The 21,833-nt window shown below is 39.5% G+C and carries 22 protein-coding genes; 14 read left to right on the top strand and 8 right to left on the bottom strand.

The window, feature by feature from the left end:
* Nucleotides 1–27: 27 nt before the first annotated feature.
* From B1C82_RS00730 to pyk, 4 genes are all read left to right on the top strand, one after another.
* Nucleotides 28–1,572: a hypothetical protein gene (locus tag B1C82_RS00730; RefSeq protein WP_086445705.1), complete on the top strand. Its 1,545-nt coding sequence runs from the start codon at nucleotides 28–30 to the stop codon at nucleotides 1,570–1,572.
* Nucleotides 1,573–1,649: 77 nt separating this feature from the next.
* The gene (gene asd / locus B1C82_RS00725) at nucleotides 1,650–2,696 is read left to right on the top strand and encodes an aspartate-semialdehyde dehydrogenase (protein ID WP_086445704.1); all 1,047 of its coding nucleotides are present in this window, start codon (nucleotides 1,650–1,652) and stop codon (nucleotides 2,694–2,696) included.
* Nucleotides 2,697–2,712: 16 nt separating this feature from the next.
* Complete coding sequence (locus B1C82_RS00720; RefSeq protein ID WP_086445703.1) at nucleotides 2,713–4,683, top strand: hypothetical protein; 1,971 nt, start codon at nucleotides 2,713–2,715, stop codon at nucleotides 4,681–4,683.
* A 40-nt stretch (nucleotides 4,684–4,723) separates the two neighbouring features.
* Entirely contained in the window at nucleotides 4,724–6,154 is a 1,431-nt protein-coding gene (pyk, locus tag B1C82_RS00715; RefSeq protein ID WP_086445702.1) for a pyruvate kinase, read from the top strand.
* A gap of 17 nt (nucleotides 6,155–6,171) precedes the next feature.
* On the opposite strand, the gene B1C82_RS00710 is transcribed toward pyk, so the two are convergent.
* Genes B1C82_RS00710 through B1C82_RS00700 form a run of 3 tightly spaced genes read right to left on the bottom strand, consistent with a single transcriptional unit; the run spans nucleotide 6,172 to nucleotide 7,141 of the window.
* Nucleotides 6,172–6,444 (bottom strand): hypothetical protein, encoded by a 273-nt coding sequence (locus tag B1C82_RS00710; protein WP_086445701.1) that lies wholly within the window; start codon nucleotides 6,442–6,444, stop codon nucleotides 6,172–6,174.
* Nucleotides 6,445–6,465: 21 nt separating this feature from the next.
* Nucleotides 6,466–6,849: an LBF_4227 family protein gene (locus B1C82_RS00705; protein WP_086445700.1), complete on the bottom strand. Its 384-nt coding sequence runs from the start codon at nucleotides 6,847–6,849 to the stop codon at nucleotides 6,466–6,468.
* A gap of 13 nt (nucleotides 6,850–6,862) precedes the next feature.
* Nucleotides 6,863–7,141 (bottom strand): DUF883 family protein, encoded by a 279-nt coding sequence (locus B1C82_RS00700; RefSeq protein WP_086445699.1) that lies wholly within the window; start codon nucleotides 7,139–7,141, stop codon nucleotides 6,863–6,865.
* 207 nt (nucleotides 7,142–7,348) lie between these two features.
* Here B1C82_RS00700 and B1C82_RS00695 point away from each other — a divergent pair, with 207 nt between their 5' ends.
* Both B1C82_RS00695 and B1C82_RS00690 read left to right on the top strand, forming a co-directional pair.
* Entirely contained in the window at nucleotides 7,349–7,762 is a 414-nt protein-coding gene (locus tag B1C82_RS00695) for a TraB/GumN family protein (protein ID WP_086445698.1), read from the top strand.
* 12 nt (nucleotides 7,763–7,774) lie between these two features.
* Nucleotides 7,775–8,080: a 4a-hydroxytetrahydrobiopterin dehydratase gene (locus B1C82_RS00690; protein ID WP_086445697.1), complete on the top strand. Its 306-nt coding sequence runs from the start codon at nucleotides 7,775–7,777 to the stop codon at nucleotides 8,078–8,080.
* A gap of 11 nt (nucleotides 8,081–8,091) precedes the next feature.
* On the opposite strand, the gene B1C82_RS00685 is transcribed toward B1C82_RS00690, so the two are convergent.
* Both B1C82_RS00685 and B1C82_RS00680 read right to left on the bottom strand, forming a co-directional pair.
* The gene (locus tag B1C82_RS00685) at nucleotides 8,092–8,655 is read right to left on the bottom strand and encodes a DUF1564 family protein (protein WP_086445696.1); all 564 of its coding nucleotides are present in this window, start codon (nucleotides 8,653–8,655) and stop codon (nucleotides 8,092–8,094) included.
* 158 nt (nucleotides 8,656–8,813) lie between these two features.
* Nucleotides 8,814–9,539, bottom strand: coding sequence for a response regulator transcription factor (locus tag B1C82_RS00680; RefSeq protein ID WP_086445695.1), 726 nt, complete (start codon nucleotides 9,537–9,539; stop codon nucleotides 8,814–8,816).
* A gap of 226 nt (nucleotides 9,540–9,765) precedes the next feature.
* Here B1C82_RS00680 and B1C82_RS00670 point away from each other — a divergent pair, with 226 nt between their 5' ends.
* Complete coding sequence (locus tag B1C82_RS00670; RefSeq protein ID WP_086445693.1) at nucleotides 9,766–10,206, top strand: DUF4279 domain-containing protein; 441 nt, start codon at nucleotides 9,766–9,768, stop codon at nucleotides 10,204–10,206.
* Here B1C82_RS00670 and B1C82_RS00665 read toward each other — a convergent pair.
* Nucleotides 10,189–10,515: an STAS domain protein gene (locus B1C82_RS00665; protein ID WP_199775836.1), complete on the bottom strand. Its 327-nt coding sequence runs from the start codon at nucleotides 10,513–10,515 to the stop codon at nucleotides 10,189–10,191. The genes B1C82_RS00670 and B1C82_RS00665 overlap by 18 nt on opposite strands.
* 56 nt (nucleotides 10,516–10,571) lie before the next feature.
* Between B1C82_RS00665 and epmA the strand changes: the two genes are divergently transcribed.
* From epmA to B1C82_RS00645, 3 genes are all read left to right on the top strand, one after another.
* The gene (epmA, locus tag B1C82_RS00660; RefSeq protein WP_086445691.1) at nucleotides 10,572–11,516 is read left to right on the top strand and encodes an EF-P lysine aminoacylase EpmA; all 945 of its coding nucleotides are present in this window, start codon (nucleotides 10,572–10,574) and stop codon (nucleotides 11,514–11,516) included.
* A gap of 191 nt (nucleotides 11,517–11,707) precedes the next feature.
* Complete coding sequence (locus B1C82_RS00655; protein ID WP_086445690.1) at nucleotides 11,708–12,697, top strand: OmpA family protein; 990 nt, start codon at nucleotides 11,708–11,710, stop codon at nucleotides 12,695–12,697.
* A 189-nt stretch (nucleotides 12,698–12,886) separates the two neighbouring features.
* The gene (locus tag B1C82_RS00645) at nucleotides 12,887–15,148 is read left to right on the top strand and encodes an aconitate hydratase (RefSeq protein WP_086445689.1); all 2,262 of its coding nucleotides are present in this window, start codon (nucleotides 12,887–12,889) and stop codon (nucleotides 15,146–15,148) included.
* A 45-nt stretch (nucleotides 15,149–15,193) separates the two neighbouring features.
* Here the strand turns inward: B1C82_RS00645 and B1C82_RS00640 are convergent, their stop codons facing one another.
* Nucleotides 15,194–15,877 (bottom strand): TetR/AcrR family transcriptional regulator, encoded by a 684-nt coding sequence (locus B1C82_RS00640; RefSeq protein WP_086445688.1) that lies wholly within the window; start codon nucleotides 15,875–15,877, stop codon nucleotides 15,194–15,196.
* 141 nt (nucleotides 15,878–16,018) lie between these two features.
* On the opposite strand from B1C82_RS00640, the gene B1C82_RS00635 reads away from it, so the two are divergent.
* Together B1C82_RS00635 and B1C82_RS00630 are read left to right on the top strand one after the other, a co-directional pair.
* Nucleotides 16,019–17,767 carry an ArnT family glycosyltransferase gene (locus tag B1C82_RS00635; RefSeq protein WP_234008484.1) on the top strand — a complete coding sequence of 583 codons (1,749 nt, stop codon included), beginning with the start codon at nucleotides 16,019–16,021 and terminating at the stop codon, nucleotides 17,765–17,767.
* Nucleotides 17,764–18,114 (top strand): Cys-rich protein, encoded by a 351-nt coding sequence (locus B1C82_RS00630; RefSeq protein WP_086445687.1) that lies wholly within the window; start codon nucleotides 17,764–17,766, stop codon nucleotides 18,112–18,114. The genes B1C82_RS00635 and B1C82_RS00630 overlap by 4 nt, the downstream gene beginning before the upstream one ends.
* A 7-nt stretch (nucleotides 18,115–18,121) precedes the next feature.
* Here the strand turns inward: B1C82_RS00630 and B1C82_RS00625 are convergent, their stop codons facing one another.
* The gene (locus tag B1C82_RS00625) at nucleotides 18,122–18,697 is read right to left on the bottom strand and encodes a lytic transglycosylase domain-containing protein (RefSeq protein WP_086445686.1); all 576 of its coding nucleotides are present in this window, start codon (nucleotides 18,695–18,697) and stop codon (nucleotides 18,122–18,124) included.
* Nucleotides 18,698–18,859: 162 nt separating this feature from the next.
* Between B1C82_RS00625 and B1C82_RS00620 the strand changes: the two genes are divergently transcribed.
* Nucleotides 18,860–21,160: a sensor histidine kinase gene (locus B1C82_RS00620; protein ID WP_086445685.1), complete on the top strand. Its 2,301-nt coding sequence runs from the start codon at nucleotides 18,860–18,862 to the stop codon at nucleotides 21,158–21,160.
* Entirely contained in the window at nucleotides 21,157–21,831 is a 675-nt protein-coding gene (locus B1C82_RS00615; protein ID WP_086445684.1) for an LIC_20245 family lipoprotein, read from the top strand. Before B1C82_RS00620 ends, B1C82_RS00615 begins: the two co-directional genes overlap by 4 nt.
* Nucleotides 21,832–21,833: the final 2 nt, after the last annotated feature.

Raw genomic sequence — 21,833 nt, 5'->3', positions numbered from 1 at the left:
AGACAATTACTTTCAGTTTATGGAGCTGTGTCCCGTTCCAAGTTAACGATTTTATTTTCAGTTGTTATCTCAGTATTTTTTTTGGACTTCTTCTTGTTCCGATATTCGTTTTGGCTCTTGCCTAACGAATCTTCCTGGGGAGCGGATTATTTTTATAATTTTTTACATGAGTTTAAAACTTTCGAAAAAGTTTCGAAGCAGAAATTCCGCGTTTTAGTTATTGGTTCCAGCGTTACGGGTTATTCTATTAATCCTAAAGACTTAGAAGAAAAGCTTCGTAAGATCACTGGGAAAGATTTGGATGTGATCTTTTTGTCTTATGCGGGTATGCCTCCTATGGATGCGTATTTGATGAAGGACCAATTCTTAAGTTTGTCTCCGGATCTTGTTGTATATCCTGTGAACTTCGTAGATTGGAGATTGTATAGGACCTATGTTTTGGATCCTAAGAACGGTAAGAACGAAACTGCAGAAGAATCCAAACTGATCCTAGATGCTCTGGATTTTAGGGACGCTCCTCAATCTAAGATCATTTTTCCATGGGAAAGCCTCTTAGAGTTTTGGGATTTGATCGGATTGGAGAAAAGTGCAGAATATTTAGCTGCTTCTATCTTTGCCTCTTATCGTTATAAGGAAATTTATTGGAAAATTTCTTCTTCTCTTTATGAACATCGATTTGGTAGGAACACTAGCTTCAGAGAGTATAACGGTGTGGACATTCCTGAGAAGGTGACATTTAGAGGATGGACTGGAAAAGTATTTTCGTTTCAGCCTAAACCTTATATGGCTCGAAAAGGTTTTTATATCCAGGTAGTGGAAGAAGTTCTTACGGATGGAAAACTGATCCTTAACTTTGAAAATTCTTCTCATTCAATTAAACAAACTATAGAGTTTACGAGCCCCGGTTGGAAAAAAATTATTTTAGATCCTAAATTTTTGGAACAAGCAGAGAAGGAGAACTGGATCCGCGCAGAAGTTTCTAATACTTGGATCCCTTATTTTGCGGGACCCGAGCATAAAGATTGGGCTCGGGATGTTCTCGGAATACGGCTCCAGCAGATTTTCGGAAAAGAAGATGATCTTTCTCTTTTGGACAAAAGGCCGGTGCGTGAGGAAAGGACCGAAGACCTACGCTTTCTAGGGATGTCCGATAAGGAATACGAAGAATATTTTTACTTTCGACTACTTACAGATCTAAAAAAAAGACCCGGATTACAGTACATTCAGGTGTTGGCGGACTCTAAGAAGAAGATCGCAAAAGAAAAGTTCCGACCTATTCTTCATTTTCGTTATATGAAGAAGTTACTTTCTTTTTTTAAAGAGAAGGATTTGCCATTTCTCTTAATAAACAATCCGGAAAATCCAATCAGTCTTTCTTGGTATGGAGATTCGGAATGGTACAAAGAGCATCTGTCTTATCTGAAAGAGATTAGCGGCGGTGGGGATAATTTTGTGGATCTAAGCAGGGAACTGCCTTCGACCGATTTTTGGGATTTCCACCATCTTACGTTTGAAGGTACTCATAAGATGAATTCTAAGTATGCTTCGCTCATATCTAAATTTGTCGAATGACAGTCCATGGTCTTAGAAAAAAATAGAGAAAAACAATGAAATGCAGACTTTCAGTCTGAGAGCGGTAAATAAGTTCTATGAGCAAAATTAACGTAGCTGTTTTGGGAGCCACTGGCTCTGTCGGGCAAAGGTTCATCCAACTTTTGGAAAACCATCCTTATTTTCAGGTAACACATTTATGTGCATCTGAAAATAGCGCAGGCAAAACATATGCGGATGTTATGAAGAAGCGTTGGAAAATTTCCGGCGATATTCCTAAATACGCTCGTGACATAATTATCACATTACCGGATCCTAAGGTCACGCCAGGCGTGAAGCTTGCGTTTTCCGGTTTGGATGCTTCCGTTGCAGGAGAGGTGGAAACTTCTTTTGCTGAATCTGGTATCCATATTATTTCGAATTCTAAAAATCATAGAATGGTGGAGAATGTTCCTCTTCTCTCTGCGGAAGTGAATGCAAACCATTTGGATGTGCTCTCAGGCCAAAAAACTCCAGGTAAGATCGTGACTAACTCAAATTGTACGATCATGGGAGTAACCATCTCTCTTAAACCTCTCTACGAAAAGTTCGGTATAGAGTCCGTTATGTTATTCTCTATGCAGGCAATCTCTGGGGCAGGTTATCCAGGAGTTCCTACCATGGACATTCTGGGGAACGTAGTACCTTTTATCGGCGGAGAAGAAGATAAGGCAGAGATAGAACCTCTGAAATGCCTTGGAAGGACTGAAGGTGGAAAAATTGTGAATGCGGATTTTAAAATTTCCGCTCATTGCAATCGAGTTCCTGTTTTTGATGGGCATACAGTTTGTGTTTCCGTCAAATTCAAGAAGAAGCCTAGTGAATCCGAAATTTTAGAAGCCTGGTCTTCTTTTAAAGGCGAGCCTCAAGAATTAAAGTTGCCTCTCGCTCCGGATTTTCCGATTCTTTATCGTCAAGAAGAAGACAGGCCTCAGCCTCGCCTAGATCTGGAAACAGGTAGAGGAATGACCACCGTAGTAGGAAGACTCAGACCGGATCCGATTTTAGATTGGAAATATGTTGTCCTAAGTCATAATACGGTCCGTGGGGCTGCCGGTGCCGCGATTTTAAACGCGGAATTGATGTATCGGAAAAACCTACTCTAGTCGAAGAGGATGACTCATGCTGGATCCCCAATCTCCGGAACTCAAGGTAGCGGATTATAACTCGGCCTTACAGTTAACCCAAGCTTTAGAGGCGAGAGGGGATTTCCAGTATAAGGGAATTCATAAACTTGTACTCATCATTGGCGATTGGACTGAAAAGTTCGTTGCGAATAAAATTCTTCCTAGCATAGAACAGCTTTCCAGGGAGTTAACCTTGGACAAGGAAAGGGTAAGCGCTTATCTAAAAGAGATGAGTGCTCGCCATAATCCTCCTATAGTAAAAAAGATCTGTATGGTAGATTATAATCCTACCGGAGATTCATCTGACGGAAGGATAGCTTCTTTTCTAAGATTGATCACAGTATTTGCCAGACCTTCTCAAACGGATGCAGGCTCTAGCCACAGATATGTGGACGGAGTAAATCAGACTTCTTACAGTTCTATTCAAAGATGGGTAAAGGAGAAGAGGCAGTTCCCTGGAAAGGAGGGTTTCCAGAAATGGATCTATGATTGTATCGATAATAATAAATTAAGCGAGACCTATGCCTCTTCCGAGATTGGGAATTTGTTTCAGGATAATTTTGATGTTACTCCTGTTTTGAAGCAAACCACGATTAATATCCATTTAAAGCCAGTTCTCAAAAAACTAGTGGATTCGCGCATTCTATACTTTTATAGAAACGAAAATGCTTTAAGTCCGGGGAATCGTTCGGTTTTTTATTATAATGTCCAAGACGAGATCATCGCAAGATTAGATATTTATAAAAAATATCTGACTGAAAGAATTATTCCGGAACTCCAAAGGATTGGGGTGCTTGGCAATTTTTCGGAGCAAGATCTTCAGAACACTCGCTCAATTGCAGGGCAAGTGCTTCCTTTTTTAAGTCCAGCTTATGGCGATCAAAAGACCGCAGTTGAGGAACTTCTCTCTCTGATCCATTTCGAAGAAGAGGAGAAGGAGAAAAAAGAAAAAGAAGAGAAGAAAGCGAAACTTTCCGAATTACTCGACTACATTAAATCAGCAAATCGATTGGTGGATCTGAATTATCTTCGTTTTCGTGGGGAGCCAATTGAAGAAGAAGTTAGAAATTTAATCGTCAATCATGATATGATCCTGAGCGCTGATTTTGCAGATAAGAAGGGTCTTTATGTTTTTGCACTTCATAAAGACTGTATTAATGGTGCGGTCGAGACTGCAAAAAGGGTTTTTGCCGCCACGGGGAATGACAGTGAAATCCGTGTTTTAGCTAAAATGAATATCCGAGACATGATGGAGTCTCGAGAGGCGAGTTCTCAATTTGAGAAATTGGAATATTCTTCTCTATTTAAATATCTTCCATTTATCACCAGATTTTTCAGATCTCTTTTCGGGAACAATGTCGTTCATAGATTCGAAGCGGAAGAGATCAGAGCAAGGCTTGCTTCAGAGCAGAATAAAAAAGTGTTAGAGGCTCGAACGAAAGCAGCCCAGGAAGAAAAAGTAAAACTCGCAGAAAGAAGGGTAAAAGACAGAGAAACCGCAGAGGCTACTGCAAAGGCGAGAGCGGCAGCGGTAGTCGCCAATTCAGAGTCGGGTGCTCCTGCAAGAAGTTCCGGACTCAGCTCGGAGCAAGAGGCAGAAATAAAAAGAAATCTTTCTGCGATTCTAGATGTTATAGATCACGCATGGAGTCAGGATGAACTTCCGGATAGAGAATATCTTTTGCAGGCTTTAGGCGGAGATATGGACGAAAATACTCTCATCAACTTCCTGAAAAAGAATGCAAAAAAGGAAATCCATTCCTTTATGGTTAGAAATCAGGAAGAGCAGTATTCTTTTCCGATCCTTATTAGCAGAAGGTTCATGAAAAAGAACGGAAAAGCATTGCTGGATAAGGCAAAGAGGATCGTAGACGAGCAGAAAAATGCGGGCATGCCTGAACAGGAAAAGTTCGATTTTTATATTTCTTTCGAAGATTTTCTAAACAGAACCCTTCCCAAAATCTGAGCTCGGATCATTAGAGCAATTTTAATAAAACCGAATATACATGAAGAATGAATTAGTTAATTTCAGAAAAACTAAAATTATCTGCACGATCGGGCCCGCAACCGCCGACAAAAAAATGATCCAGTCCCTTGCAGAAGCTGGGATGAATATCGCAAGATTGAACATGTCCCATGGGAATCACGACTTTCATAGATCAGTGATCCGGGCTATTAAGTCTTTGAACAAGGATGTATTAAAACATCCAATTGCAATTTTATTGGATACCCAAGGTCCAGAGATCCGCACTGGAGATCTGCAAGTGGATCATTTGGATCTGAAAGTGGGAGAATCTTTTACATTCCACATTATTCCTGGGGAAGAATCCGAGGAACAATCTGTTTTCGTTAATTATCGTGATATCGTAAAAGATCTTAAGATAGGGGATAGGGTCACTGTAGATAATGGCCTCATCAACCTTGTGGTAGAAGAGATCCAAGAAACTGCTTTAAAATGTAAAGTAGTTGATGGTGGTAAATTAGGTTCTCGTAAACATATCAATCTTCCAGGGATCCGCGTAAACTTACCTTCTATTACTCAGAAAGACCAAAAGGATATTCTTTTTGGTTTGGAAGAAGATGTGGATTTTATCGCACTATCATTCGTTCGTTCCGCTGAAGATATTCATCAGCTTCGTAAGATCATAGAAGAAAATAATGGTCATACGGATATCATCGCTAAGATAGAAGACCAAGAAGCAGTGAAAAACATGGTAGAGATCGTGGAAGCTGCTGATGGTGTGATGGTTGCTCGGGGGGATCTGGGCGTGGAGCTTCCGATCGAGGAGCTTCCTCTGATCCAACGTGCTATTATTCGAGAATGTGCGATCAAAGGCAAAAGGGTGATTGTTGCAACACACCTCTTAGAATCCATGATCAATAATCCTTCTCCTACTCGTGCAGAAGTGACTGATGTTGCCAACGCAGTTTTTGAAGAAGCAGATGCGATCATGTTATCCGGAGAGACTGCTGCTGGAAAATTTCCAGTTCGCTGTGTGGATATGCTTCATAAGATTTCTGAAAGGGTAGAGAAGGCGCCGGGGTTAGGTTACGTTTTGGAAAGAGTTCCTTCCAACAAGAAGGAAGAGATGGCTAAATCTGCGGCTATGCTTTCCGATTCTATCAAGTCTCCTGCAATTATTGTAATTACCAGAAGAGGAACTACTGCTCTGAATGTAGCTTCCTTCCATCCTAGGTTTCCGCTTATCTATGCTTTTACTAATATGACCACGGTCAGACGTAAACTCTGGCTGACAAGGAGTGTGATTCCTTATCGGATCGATTTTTCCAGTGACCCTGAGAAGACTATTAAACTGGCTATTGAGACTTTGAAGTCAAGTGGACGAGTAAAGGATGGAGATCAAGTGGTAATCTTGTCGGATATTATTGCTGGTGCGGACCGGGTAGAGACGATCCAGATCCGAGAGGTGAAGTAGGTGGTAGGAACTCCAGTCTACTCGGATGTATCCTCGATCTCTTGGTTTAGTAATTTTAGGACCCAATCCTGAAGCCCAAGGCTTTGAAAGGCCTCAATTATCATCCCAGTATAGCTAATGGAAGATTGTAATCTTTCAAAACTTAGTCGAACCTGCAGTTTTTTGATCTGTAAATAAAGCTGGAGTTCTTCCTTGCTCATATCTGAGGGATCTTTCCAGGGGGTGTAGTCTTCTCCGGAAAGTGGATTCAGGGAGAAGATACGATTTTCTTTGTTTTTGGTCTTACTCACGGGCGGGAGTTCCTTCCACTTTCACGCTTTAAGTTTCCGAATGAGAGCGAAAACACCAAGCAAAGAAATAAAAAGGCAAAGCCCTCCAGTTCCCATAGCCGCAGGTAACGGATCTCCTGCAAATTGTCTTTGTAGACAGAGGAAAAAGGCTGCAAGAAAGAATAATACGCTTAAGCTTATGAAGAAAAGGGCAATTCGAAAGAATATATAAGCTTGGATGCCTAATATAATCTTTTCCACCGCAACTTTTTTTGCGTATAGGAGAAGGGTTTCGAAATATTCTGCGATTGAGTTGATGAAAGCAAGCAGGTGTTCCTTCAGTTCGAAACTCGAAAATGAAGTTCCATCCTGCTTCTCGTTCTTTTCGTAAGGAATTTCTTCTGAATCCGTTTTTTTAGCGGTCAATGGATGTTCCGTATTATTTTCTTCGACCGATAAGCATTCCGACAATAACGCCTATCCCAACTCCAACTCCTAATCCGATCAAAGTTGCTTTCTGTGGATTTTCTTTAATATAAGTTCCTGTTTGATCGATGATTTGCTTGGCTTTTTCACTCGTTTCACCAGTGACTTGCTTTAACTTTTCCTTTAAATCAGATACGTGTTCCAAGTATTCCTCCCGGGCCTTACCTGTAATTTTTTTGGCCTTATCCTTTAAGATTTGGAGTTCTTCGCTTAGATTATCACCTTTAGACATAAGAACGCCCTCCAGATACTTTTATGTTAGTATAGCTGATCAATTTCAAGAATTTTACATCTTGAAATCATTCAATCGTAAAAATTAAGGACTTTAAATTTGACCGTAGGGATAATTAAGTCGATATATTAGGTCTAACCGTGAAACGGATAGAAAATCAAAGCGAAAACCATTCCGGTCGATGCAAAGTAAAAAAGGGGATGGCACATGAACTTATTATCTAAAATTGCTAAGATAAGAAGAACTCAAAGACAGAGGATATACAATAGAGCATATCGCCAAGCTCTAAAACATTTGAAGCGAGAATTTAAGGCGGAAGCCGATCGTCATGCTCAAGCAGAGAAAGAATTAGAGAAATATTATCGAAAAGATGTAGATAGTGAAGCGAAAAAGACCCGTAAGAAAATTCAAGAGTTAGAAAATTATAAACTTCTTCTTGAAAGAAAGGAAATGGAAATAGAATCAAAGCTTGCCTTTTTGAACGATCAACTACACAAAATCGAAGAGCTAAAAGCGAGAATGGATGGTGCTGTTAATTTAATGGCCCGCGCGGGATCTCTTTCAAACGGAGCGATTGATGATGCAGAGAAGATTAAGCAAGCCTTGAAAAAAGTGCTTTAATTATAGAATTTCGTGAGCAATTCTCCAGTTTCGCTGTCAATTGATCAAATTCGGAAGGAACTCCCAACAACCTGGGAAGTGTCTACGTTAGATTCAGTTCCAAGGATTATTAGAATATACAAATTACCTCAATATCTGGATGGAATTAAAGTCTTAACAATTTTAGCAAATCTTGCCAATGATATGGACCACCATCCGGAATTGCTTTTTTCATATAATTCTGTTCGAGTCGAATTATACACTCATAGTTTAAATGGATTGTCCAGCTTTGATTTGCGATTTGCGACAACTGCTGAAAATCTTTTAAGTAGTCTTTGATTTGGTTGCAACTATTCTATATTTTTAAGTGATTTTTGGTTCGCGGAGACATCTTTGCCGAGAAATCTAAAGTTGGAATTTGCTGATTGACATTCAAAGATCCATAGCTCTCTGAAAAAGACCTTCGAATCAAAGTTTGCATGTATTGCAGCTTTTACTTGCCAAATAATCTTTTCTGCTTTTGAAATGCCTTTCAATTTATATTCTTCTAGTAGTGCCACAAATAAATAACACATAGAGACTCCGTGGCTGATGGCGAGACTTCTAAGTTGAGTCCAATCTTCTGGTCTTGGTCTGAAGTTGAATTTTATATATCTCCTTTCTTTTGATCTTCCTCGGATATTCTGATATTTGGTATTTATAGAATTAGAATTAATACGTTTATTCGAATGAAAACTTCTTCGTTGGTTTGCAAGTGCATTTCTTAGTAGATGGTTGATTCCTTGCTTACGAACATATTTCTCGAGGTGTGGAGGTATAAGAAGTGTAGAGACTTTACGTTTCTTCCTAATTACATTTTCTAAAGATATATTCTGAGAGAAGAAACGGTGAAGGGTATTTTTTGATGTTTCCATATCGGAAACAGGTCTTTAATTGATCAAAGAGAGTGAATTTTTTTATAAAAATTATGAACTATAGGAAATTTAGGGATTTTCTTTGGGAAGGAACTCCTTTCAAATCCGTTCTTAAATTTTTCTAAGAACGGATTCTCAGCTATCTGAAGATTAAAGATCTAATCTACAATTACAATACCTTCGTAATTATCGGTAAATCTATAACCAATTCCCCAAATTGTCTCTATCCATTCAGGTTGTGCGGAATTTTTTTCCAACTTGGACCGAATTCTCTTGATGTGAGAGTCGATCATTCTTTCAAACCCATCCCATTCCATTCCCCAAACAGCTTCTAGAATCATTTCTCTCGAAAAAACTTTGCCTGGTGAAGTTGCCATTAGTTGCAAAATATCAAATTCTTTTCTAGAGATGTTTATCACTTGGTCTTTTAATGTAACCCTGCGTCGAACAGGGTCAATTTTCAAAGATCCTCTGATAATTTCTCCGCCACTTCCAATATTGGGTTTAATACCGGCTTTTTTGTCCCATCGACGGAAGAATACATCTACTCTGGTTTTTAATTCTCTCACAGAGAAAGGCTTTGTGATATAATCATCTGCACCTAATTCGAGCCCCATTATTCTATCTATTTCTTCATTTCTGGCAGTAACAATAAAAATGGGAGTGTTCTCATCAGATCTTCGGACGGTCCGACATACATCCATTCCGTCAATATCAGGTAAGGAAAGATCTAAAATCAAGAGGTCAGGGTGGTTGGCCTTATAATATTTAAGGCCCTCTTCGCCAGAAGTTTGAATAGTGGTCCGGTAATGAGCTGAATCTAATGACTTTCGTATTAAATTCCCGATGTCCGGATCATCTTCAATTACCAGAATATTCTTCATAAGCGCCTCAGGTGTATTGGATGTTAAATTTAACCTCATTACAACATATTATTCCCACCAAAATTGTAACATAGCAAAAAATGAGATTTTAAATGTATTGATTGAAAAACAAAAATTCGAAAAATGCTATATGTTTAGCGTTTTTGAAGGGTTTGCTGTTTATCTTTAGTGGCATTTCTGGAGAATTCTTATTTCTTAATGTAAAAAGTCTGGTTTCTAACAGTTTATGAAATATAGTAATCCTTCCTTCCCTCGGAGCTGGGCTCTTATCGCAGTTTCGGAACCTGGTTTGGATGTTCATGAAGTAACCAGAACCCTGGGTATCCGACCAGATTTATCAGTGAATAAGGGAGTTCCTGCCATTTCTGGAAAATCGATTACTTCTTCCTTATGGCAAATTCACTCAAAAAGAGATGCGAGTTCACCGTTAGAAGATCATATCCAAGAGCTACTGGAAAAAATAGCCCCTCATCGGAAAGAATTTCAAAGTTTTTGCGAAAAACATAATGTCGTACTTTATTGTTCTGTTGAATTTAATAATGGTAGCTTGGAAGAAACTTCCCTAAGTTCTCGAACACTCTTGCTCATAGGAAATCTTGGGTTGAAATTGTCTTTTCATGCTTGGAATGTTCCGGAAAAAAGGAGAAGGTCAGAGGATCAGAATTAATTCTTCTAAAGAAAAAGTTTTAATGTATTTTCGGATCGGAGGTCTTGGTTTGGAAAGAATTAATACTCGATTCTTTTCTCGCAGATCTAAGGCATATTTGATCAATTTTTCAATTACTGGGAACGGTAAAGTCTCGAATTTTGATATTTCTAATTTTACATGGCGATTTGTTTCATAAAAGGCCATTGCTAAAACTGAGTTTAATTCATTAAGTACTTGATCATTCACTTCAGAAAGAAGGGGTTCAATCTCTACAGCTTTTGGCTTTTTTCTTATTTCGAAGTGATTGTATTTTCGGATGTACTCCACAATAATTTCCTTTCTAAAGGATTAATTTGCCGTTTTGAGCAATTTCGTATTCAAAGATGAAGCTGAATAACTTAGAAGTATTGTCATTTCGATCCAGATTTTTGCATGCTACGAGAACTTTTTTTCATGAAAAAGGATTCCTCGAGATTGATACGCCGTCTTTGAAAAAAATTCCGGGGATGGAGCCTTATTTGGATCCGTTTATAGTAGGATCTCCTTCTGGGACGGAAAAGGGATATCTGATCACTTCCCCTGAATATTCTCTCAAGCAAGCTTTATCTTTAGGAGCTGAAAAGGTATACGAGATTGCACATACATTTCGTTCAGGAGAGAAGGGGAGTTCCTACCATACAGCTGAATTCCTCATGTTGGAATTTTATCAAATAGGTACTGATTTACAACAAGCAATGGACCTTTTAGAGGAATTAATTCGATGGGTCGCTCATATGCTCGGCCTTCCTCTCCCGGAGAAGCCCTTTCAAAGAAAGTCAGTGAAGGAACTCCTTTCCAATTGGGCTAATATAGACTGGGATAGGGACTCATTGGAGAGAAAAATAGCGGATTTGTCTCTAACGAATCTTCCTTTCGATTCCATGGAATATGAAGACTGCTTCTTTCTAATATTCTTAAATGTATTAGAGCCAAACTTCAGTTCGGAATTTCAATTCGTATATGATTATCCTCCGGAATTGGCTGCTCTTTCTAGAATTGAAAACGGAGTAGCAAAAAGATTCGAATTATATTTCGGAAAAATAGAATTAGCTAATGCATTTTACGAACTTTTGGACCCGATAGAACAGAGAGCTCGTTTTGAAAAAGAGCAAGAGCTGCGAAGAAAGTTAGGCAAGGAAGTATTTCCTATTCACGAGGAGTTCCTTCAGGCTTTAGAGAGAGGTATCCCAGAATGTTCCGGAATTTCGATCGGACTGGATCGTCTTCTAATGGTACTTTTAGGAAGGAACTCCCTCTCAGAAATTAGCCCATATTGGCGAGAAATTTGAAAACTGCGGATTTTATTCTCCTCAGACTTCATTTAGAATTAAGAAAGCGTCATAGATGGTTCGATAATGAATACAGGCCTCGCAAAACTTTTGTTGCACGGATCGTCTATCAATTTAACTTAAGATTTGATTTACCCCAGAAAGGGTTTTTCGAATGAAACGATCGCTGGCCTTTACTGCGGACGGAGAATATGACTAAGAAGCAGAATTATTACGTCACTATAAAAGGCAAAAAATATGACCGAGGCCTAATTGAATTAGCCGAGAAGGCTACATCAGGTAAAAAAGATGGTCGTATTTCAATCGCGGATGCAAAGAAACTTCTCAACGCCGTAAAGGATAACAATACTTATACTGATATCGAAAAGAAAACGATAGAATATGTCCGTGAGAATTTTCAATTTACCACAAAAGCGGATGAGTGGTTTCGCACTGAAATTCGTAAATGGGCTGCTGAAAAATCTTCTCATACCAAATCTTCTCCCCAAGAGGAATACACTTCTCACGATGAAGCGATTAGTCTTATGAGTTCTCAACACTCAGAACCTTATAGAGGTTATATCCCAACTCCTTCTGCAGGACAGACCAGGAAACAGAATAGAATTCCTGTTCTGGTCCTTTCCCTCGTTATTCTTGGTGGTTTTGGAATAGGGATCTATTATGCATTCCGAAATAATGGAAGGAAGTCTATTAGTCATACAGAAGAAGTTAAAGAAGGTAAATCTAAGCAACTGGAAGAAAAGAAGGAAACTTCTGCTTCTTCAGAAAAGGAAAGTATCTTTAGCTTTTTCTCCCAGAAGCATGAATCTGCTAATTTTTCCGGAAAAGATGCGGAGCTTGCTTCTAAAATTCAATCTTCCCCAATCCTTTTTGATAAAAATGATATAAAAATTCCTCAATCCCAAAGAAGGATTTTGGATTCGCTTACGCTTCTTCTCAAAAAACATTTGGATGCAAAAGCAGTTTTAATTGGACATGCTTCATCTGAAGGAACCGAAGAGGTGAATCTGAAAGTTTCGCAACTCAGGGCCGAGATGGTCAGGGATTATTTATTGGGAAATGGTTTAGAAGCTTCTCGTTTCGTTTTGGAAGCGAAAGGTTCTCAAGTAGTTTCTTCTTCAGAGGGAAAGAGACAAAGTCAGGAAAAAAATAGACGAGTGGATATCCAAATCGTTAAGTGAAGGGGAGCTATTTCCCTTTTCTTTCTTCCAATTTCTGGTAGGAACTCCAGACCTTTCCTTCTCGACCATCTTCCATCTAATCAAATAGTAAACGGATATTCCGTATTCTTAAAATTGTCCTTTTGGCTGAAAAATCCTATACAAGCACCCCGACCCTAAGAGACGATGAAACCATCATCGGAGATGACAATGGCATTTGATATAGATATGATTCGTGCCCGGTATGAAAAACTCGGGAACCTGGTTAAGAAAGCCAGAGAAGTGGTCGGAAGACCTCTCACTCTGACCGAAAAAATTCTTTATTCACACCTTTGGGAAGGAACTCCTTCCTCCAATTTCGAAAGAGGAAAATCTTACGTTGATTTTGCCCCAGATCGCGTTGCCATGCAGGACGCGACGGCACAGATGGCCTTATTACAATTCATGTCTGCAGGTAGAAGTAAGGTAGCAGTTCCTTCCACAGTACACTGTGACCACTTGATCACTGCGAAAACTGGTTCCTCTACAGACTTAGCAACTGCTTCTACGGAAAACAAAGAAGTTTACGACTTTCTTTCTTCCGTTTCCAACAAATACGGAATTGGATTCTGGAAACCAGGAGCTGGAATTATTCACCAAGTAGTCTTAGAAAATTATGCATTTCCTGGTGGAATGATGATCGGAACTGACTCTCACACTGTAAACGCAGGTGGTTTGGGGATGGTTGCGATTGGGGTCGGAGGAGCAGATGCTTGCGACGTGATGGCTGGTCTTCCTTGGGAACTCAAATGGCCGAAGTTGATCGGTGTGAAACTAACCGGAAAATTGAATGGTTGGACTTCTGCAAAAGACGTTATCTTAAAAGTAGCAGGAATTCTTACTGTAAAAGGTGGGACTGGAGCAATTGTAGAATACTTCGGTGAAGGATCTACTTCTCTTTCTTGCACTGGAAAAGGGACCATCGCCAATATGGGAGCTGAAATCGGCGCAACTACTTCCACATTTGCCTATGACGAATCTATGGAAAGATACCTTCGCTCCACTAATAGAGCGGATATTGCGGATTTGGCCAATGGAGTGAAGGAACACCTTACCGCCGACCCTGAAGTGTATGCAAATCCTGATAAATTTTTCGACCAAGTGATCGAGATTAACCTTTCTGAGTTAGAACCTCACTTGAACGGACCTTTCACTCCCGATTTGGCGACTCCTATTTCTAAAATGAAAGAAGAAGCTAAGAAGAACGGATGGCCAACAAAAGTAGAAGTTGGTTTGATCGGTTCCTGCACAAACTCTTCTTACGAGGATATTGCTCGTGCAGCTTCTCTTGCAAATCAGGCAGCGGAAAAATCCTTAAAACCTAAGGCTGAGTTTACGATCACTCCTGGTTCAGAGTTAGTTCGTTTTACGATTGAAAGAGACGGGTTTATTAAAGTTTTCGAAAAGATCGGAGCGAAAGTTTTTGCAAACGCTTGCGGTCCTTGTATCGGGATGTGGTCCAGGGTAGGAGCCGATAAGAAGGAGAAGAACACAATCGTTCACTCTTTCAATCGTAACTTCCAATCTAGAAACGATGGAAACCCGAACACATTCGCATTCGTGGGCTCTCCTGAGCTTGTAACTGCTTTAGCGATTGCGGGAGATCTTACTTTTGATCCGAATAATGATACCCTTACCAATGAAAAAGGGGAGAAGGTAAAATTAGATCCTCCAAATGGAGATGAACTTCCTAAGAAAGGATTCGATGTAGAAGATGCCGGCTACCAAGCTCCTGCTGCCGATGGTTCTGGTGTGCAAGTAGTTGTGGATCCTAAGTCCAATCGTTTACAGTTGCTTGCTCCTTTTACAAAGTGGGAAGGTACTGATCTGAAAGGGCTGAACCTTCTGATTAAAGTAAAAGGAAAATGTACTACTGACCATATTTCAATGGCAGGTCCTTGGTTGAAGTTCAGAGGACATTTGGATAATATCTCCAATAACCTCTTGATCGGAGCTACGAACATCTTTAACGAAAAGATCAATAGCGTGAAGAACCAATTAGATGGATCTTACGACGAGGTTCCTAAAGTCCAACGCCAATACAAAGCTCAAGGCATCGGTACCATAGTGATTGGTGACGAGAACTATGGTGAAGGTTCTTCCAGAGAACATGCTGCTATGGAGCCTAGATTTTTAGGAGTGAGAGCGGTTCTTGTAAAATCGTTTGCTCGTATTCATGAAACAAACCTGAAAAAACAAGGTATGCTTGCTTTGACATTTGCAGATAAGGCGGACTACGACAAGATCAAAGAAGACGATAAGATTGATATTATCGGACTCACTGGTTTTAAAGAAGGAACTCCTCTTACTTTAGTTTTACATCATAAAGATGGAAGTAAGGATGAATTTCAAGTAAACCACACTTACAATGCTCAGCAGATTGAATGGTTTAAAGCGGGAAGTGCTTTAAATTTGATCGGAAGCAAAAAGTAAAACTTTTCTGAAGAAAGCCGGGACCTAATATTGGTCTCGGCTTTTTTATTTGGATTCTGGCCTTAGGCCCTTCTGCAAGATCCGAACCATTTCTTTAATAGTAGCTTTGATTTCCGATTCAGGAATTTTATAAACCACCTGAGCCATAAATCCGAGGGCAAAGGTTAAAGAAGAAATTCCAAATGCAACTGACTTCAGATCCGCTTTAGGATCAATTTCTCCTCCCTTCTTAAATTTTTCCAGCTCATGGATCATCTCCGGAAGAGCTTTGGTATATATTTTCGTTTGGATAATTCTACTAACGTCTGGATCTAAGATGATCCTACTAACTGCAACTTTCATAAAGTCCGAATAATGTTTAAAATCAGAACATCTTTCCGTAATGGACTCGACCAATGCCTCATCTAAATGAAGTTCTTTTGTATCCTCTTCTTTTTTGCTTGTAGTCGAATCGCCTAGATCATCGGTTCTAGTTAGGATTGCTTCTAAAAGTCCCTTCTTCCCACCAAAATAACGCATGATAAGAGCTTCGTTTGCTCCCGCAGTCTTGGCTATATCCTTTGTCGTTGCTGCATCATATCCTTTTTTGGCAAAAACTTGTATCCCCGCTTTCATTAAAGCGGTCTCAGTTGCCTTTCGGTCTCTTTTTTTAGGACCTTTATTAGAACTATGAGCACCTGCTTTGGATGCCTTAGTTTTTTTGACCTTCTTTTTAGGGGTTCGAACCATCTAACTGCCTATATGGGATGTATCCCGACCTTCGACTAATCAGCCAAGCGCATTTTTACTTTTTAAATCACTTTACTCTTGCCTGTTACGTTTATTTTTACAATGTGGTGATAAGTAAGTGAATGATTACATGCGGATTTTTTGATCCATTCCGATCAAGGCTCCGTAAAAAAGGGAACTTTCTTCAAATATATGGGTTGGAATTCGTTTTTAAAAAAAAGCTTAAATAGAGATAGAATATTCGTTTCTCTGCTCATTTTGTTAAACGTATTCCTTCTTCTTCCTGGATCCGGAGGGAACGCGCTCTTAACCCAAGGGGATGAAGCGATGCATATTGCTACAATCCGGGAAAGTTTAGCCTCTTCTTCCTATCTTTTTCCTAAATTTGAAGGCGTTTTAAATCTCTACAAGCCACCCGCTTTGTTTTGGCTCGGAATTTTCTCGGATAACCTTTTTGGTATTGGCTTTTTTGCGGAAAGATTTCCTTCCTTCTTACTTTTTTTGGGGTCCTCTGTTCTAATTTACTTAGGGATTAGAAGGGCAGATGGAAGTTCTAAATTAGCGTTCACAATTTCTTCTGCTTATACTTTGACCTTGGGAGTGTTTAAATTCTCTCGTTTGGTAATGATGGAGTCCCTATTAAGCTTCTTCATCATTCTAGTCGCTATCACCATTTTAGAATTTAGGCTCTCCAAAAATCGGATCTGGTTATTTCTGGGAGGTCTCTTCTCCGGAATTGCAATTCTAATCAAAGGACCTGTGTTCCAAGTATATAGTGGGATTATTTTAGGGTCCTATTCCATTATTGGAATTTTTCTTCTTAACTCAAATGGGGGATGGGCAGGCAAGAAAAGAATTTGGAAGGAACTCCTCTCCCATATTATCTTTCATTCTTCTTCTTTAATCGTTCCAGTAATTTGGATCTTGGTCCTTCTTTCCTATTCAGAATTGGGAAAAGAATTCTTAAAAATCTTCTTTTTCACGGAGAACTTGGGTAAATTTTCCTCAGCCACCGCCAACCAGTCTGAATGGATCATACCAATTGGATTCTTACTCTATAGTTTTCCTTTCAGCCTTGCGGTCTTCTACGGATTTTATTCTAAATTATTTCAAAAGCCTAAGTCAGTAAGGGAAGTGGTCGGGAGTTCCTACCTTTGGGCAGTCCTCGCTATCTGCTTAGTCCACCTGGCACCGAATCGAAAGGATTTTTACTACCTTCTTCCTTTGATTCCATTGGCTTTCCTTGGAATTGGATTATTCTTTATTCGAAAAAAGGAATATCAATTCTCGAGACTTCTTTCCTTGAACTATTTCTTCTGTTTTGGAGTGAGTGTCTTTGTCTTGGCCGTAATGTTGGGTTTTGGAATTCTTCTGGGTCAAAATATCTGGGCGGAATTGATATTCACAGCATTCTTGCTTTTGATTTTATTAATGCGAAGAAGGATTCGAAGAGAAAGGTCGGGAGTTCCTTCCACAGTTGCTCTAAACCTGGTGATCGCGGCAGGTTTACTCTCTTATATCCAATTTTCTATCCTTCCTAGAGTGAACCTAAGTGAGGTTCCGGAGAATGGACCATTCACTCAAGCAAAGCATATCTGTATTGTTTCTGAAAATCCTTGGACTGCACTTACTTTTAGAAACGCACTTCCTGGAGCGGAGATCATTCACTCTGTTCCTGGAGCGGATCGAAATTGTGTGGATGGAACTAGATATTTGGTCTTCTTCCAAGAACAGATCCCTATTCCGTCGGGATACCAACTTCTTCAGACACAAACTGTTTGGAAAAGAGATGTTACCCTGAAGGAACTCCTGAGTCCAACTCAGGGAAAAGAATACGTATATTTTTATGAGCCTACTCGGAATAAGGATTCCGAATTGGAGAGTCGATGAGCCAAATCCCTTTTAGAAAAATTTTCCCTTATCTTCCCATTTTTGTTTTGGGTTTGGCCGTGGGCACATTTATCGCCTTCAAATATTCCAGAGGAACTGTGGTTCAGTCTGGAATGGAGTGGGAAGGAAAAGAAATCTGTTTGGATTATTGCGATAATCTTGCAAAATGTACTAAGAATAAATATCCTCAGACTTCCGAAGACCAATTGTATAAGGTGGAAAACTCCTGTCTAAGAGGTTGCAGAAAACATTTTGATAAAATGCAGGTCTGTCTCCAACCGGAAAAAATGGCAAGCTGTTCTGAATTGACCTCTTGTTTGTTCGGAGAATTAAAAAAGTATTATTAAAACTTTCTTAATATTCTCCTTTCCAGAAACGATTTACCTTCTTAACGTAATCTTTTGTTTCTTTGTAAGGAGGAATTCCTTCGTATTTTTGGACTGCACCTGGTCCAGCGTTGTATGCTGCGATTGCCATATCAGAATTTCCGAACTTCTTCATCAAATCCGCGAGGAATTTTGTTCCACCTGCGATATTTTCTTCCGGATCGAAAGGATTTTCTACGCCTAAAATATCCGCTGTCCCTGGCATGAGCTGCATGAGACCGATAGCACCTTTAGAAGAGACAGCATTCGGTTTAAAATTTGACTCTGCCTTGATCACGGATTTGACCAGATTCGGATCCAAATGATTTCTATTAGATTCCCTTTCTATAATATTGCCTAGTTCTTTTGGAGTCGGATCATTCTCCTGAGAGAAAATTCCTTTCATTTTGGAGTCCAACTCTTGTGAAAATTCAGACTCTATCTTTTTAGGTGTAGGATCTCCTTCCTCAACCGGACGTTTTGGTTGAAACCTCTCCGTCAGTCCCTGGATTTCTTCCAGTCTCGAGACAATTCTGCGATAAGATTCTAGATCATCTAATTTCATACAGGCCTCAGGAGTTCCTACCTAAGCCAAAAAGGCTAATCTTAACATCCTTATTATGTCTCTCGGCTAAAATTCCCGAATCCCTGAGTCTTTTTTACAGGTTTTAGAAAGGAAATCCAAGGGTTTCTTGAAAAAACCCGGCGCCTAAGAACGATAGACCGCGTGATAGAAATAGAGATAGTCACAACACCAAGGCTCACCGCATTTCCCGTATTCTTGGCTTTCAGCCGAGGATACTTTGAAGAAGAAGACGTACTTGTCAGAGTTCGGGCACTCAAAAGTTACGAGGCAGTTCTTGCTCACTTAAGAGAAGGTAGGGCAGAAGCAGGGGAAATTCCTTTTACTGCATGGGCTCATCAGCAACTCAAAAAAACTTCACCTCATTGGACTTTTTATAGAGGGGTCATTTTATCTTGTTTGGTGCATGGATTTTATTCTGCATCTTATATGGAAGCTGAGTCTATCCGAGATTCATACCATAGCTTTTTACCCATCCTTCATCCTTATTCATTGGATAGATTCGTGGCAGAGGAATTTTTCCGCTCGGAAAACTATCATCGCAGAAAACCGGTACCTTATCTTACCACAAGACCTACGTTACTCGCTCATGAGTTTATACGTGCGGAATGTTTAGGTGCAGCCGCGTCTCTCCAAGAGTATCCATTTTTTGGGGAGAAGGGTTACTGTCTCACTGTGGAAAACGAGATTCCTCCTTATTACTTGCCTACAAATATGCTGGTGTTCACCGGACGATTCGCGTCCAAATTCCCGGAAGAAGCAAACAGAGTTTCCAGGGCTATCAAAAAGGCAATGGAAGACCTTGCGAATCACGTTGCATATGAAGGAGATTCTTTCGTAGCAGATTGGGTAGGTCCTTGTCCTTGGAAACCAGGAGAGCTAGACGGATTTTATAGAAGACCTGTCCCTGAGCTCGGAAAAATTTTATCCGGAATGCCTTCGTTTGAAGATGTACGTTTTGTGATGGAGATGTACGGAAAAACATTCCCGGGTTTGGACGGAGGAAAAAAGATTTTAGAAAATCTAGCTCATTCGGTAGCAGATAATCCTTTCCCCAAATTCCCTTCTTCTGTCACTCAAACTAACTCCAAACTTTATAATGGGTATTATTCAAATGGGAAATCCAAGTTTGGTAATATTGTAAAGGATATCTCTCCTCTTCGAAGTTTAGTTTCCGAAATGAAAGAGTTGGCTCTTTCTCTCTTTTTAGGAAGAAGAGAAGTCGCATTAGACACACAACTTCCCAGAAGCCCTTACCTTTTTATACGTTCAACAGTGAATGCAATATTAGATTATTTGAATCAAGAGATCCGTGATATTGAGGAAAAGAACAAAAGACTTTCTGAGGACAATTATCTCTTAGAAACCAGATTGGATATAAGCGATCTAAAACGCCAAACTACGGAAGAAAGATATCGTTATATGTTCGAGTTTGCAACGGATGCGATGATCATTGTAAATGCAGACACGAGAATGATTGTGGATGCGAACAGAAGATTTAGAGAAGTTTCTGGATACCAAACCTCGGAGATCAAAAATATCAGACTTGCCAGGGTCCTTCCTGATATTTTGGAACAAACAGAATTAAAATCTCCCGGGGGAAAGGATCAAAACATGACCTTCATTCCGGAAGCAGGCTTGATCCTAAAAGATGGTACTAAATTTTCAGTAGGTTTGAGTGTTACAGGTTTTAGTGCGGAGACAAAAAGATTCTATCAGATACAAGTAAACGATAATGCATTAATTCTAGAATCCGAAAAGATCAAACATGAATTTATATCCAATATATCGCATGAACTTAGATCTCCTATGACGAATATCCAAGGATATTTTGATCTTCTGTTCTCGAATGAACAACTTCCTTTGGACAAAGATCAGAAGGAAATGACTGATGTAATTCGTAAGAATGTGAGGAGATTAAACTTTCTAATAGATAACCTTCTACAATTGGAAAAAAAGGACTCACAAACCTCCGAAGAGATGTACGAAATTTTTGATCCATTAACCGTGATCGAAGAGGTTCTATATATTAATTCCCCTTCTGCATCTGAGAGTGGCTTAACAGTGACTACAAATCTTACTGAAAAATTGAAACTCAAAGGAGTAAGGTTTGAATTTTCTCAGATCATCACGAATTTTTTTGTAAACGCGATAAAATATACGGAGAAGGGGGGAATTGATGTCTCTCTTAAAAAAATCGGGGATAAAAAAGTAGAGGTTCGATTTACGGACACCGGGATAGGTATAGATCCTAAATATAAAGAACTGATCTTCGAAAGATTTTTTAGGATACCAGACCAAAGGAACAGAACTGTGGGCGGTACTGGACTCGGACTTTCTATCAGTCGGACTTTAATCAATAAAATGGGAGGAGAAGTCATCGTAGAGCCAAACCAAAAAGGTGGCAGCATTTTTAAGGTGATTTTACCTTTGTATTCTGAATGAATCAAAAACGAACGTATTTAATTTTATCTGTATTAATCGTTTCCTTAATAGGAATTTTTTATCTTCTATTTCCGGGAACATCTACAAAAGAAAGCACAAGCTACCAAGGTGGACTCTCGGAAGAAACCTTGACTAGACAAGAAAACTCCCTATTCGAAGGAGGATCCTTTTTAGACTTTTCAGGACATGTAGAAGAGACAGCCTCCGGCCCAGTTGCACTTGTCGAAGAATCTGGTTCTAAACCTACTAAAACGAAAACTTATCTAGAAAGTTTAAGCCCGGAAGAAAGAGCAAAGTTATACGATCAACTCTACGAGAAGTTCAAACCTCTTACTGAAAAATTTCCTAACAATTCTCTTATTCCTAGAAAACTCTCAGAAGAGGAAATAGCTAAGAAGAAAGAGAATGAAGACCATTATTATAGGGTCCAAAGAGAAATATTAGAAAGAAAGGATGTTCCTAAGGAAGAAATGTCCTTCTATCTAAATGCAAAACTCAAAAGATCCGACGACATGTTAGAGATCTTGAAATATGGAATGGAGAATTACCGAAAATTAGTCGAAGAAAATCCTAAAAGCGCCAATCCACAATATGAGAAACTTGTAAAGGAAAGATTGGATGGAATTTCTAAGAGTAGGGAAGAAGTGATCTCTGCCCAAAAAGGAAACTAAGT

The organism is Leptospira venezuelensis, assembly GCF_002150035.1.
GTDB classification, from domain to species: Bacteria; Spirochaetota; Leptospiria; order Leptospirales; family Leptospiraceae; genus Leptospira_B; species Leptospira_B venezuelensis.
The sequence above is the reverse complement of the archived record's forward strand: the minus strand, read 5'-3'. Positions and strand labels throughout refer to the sequence as shown.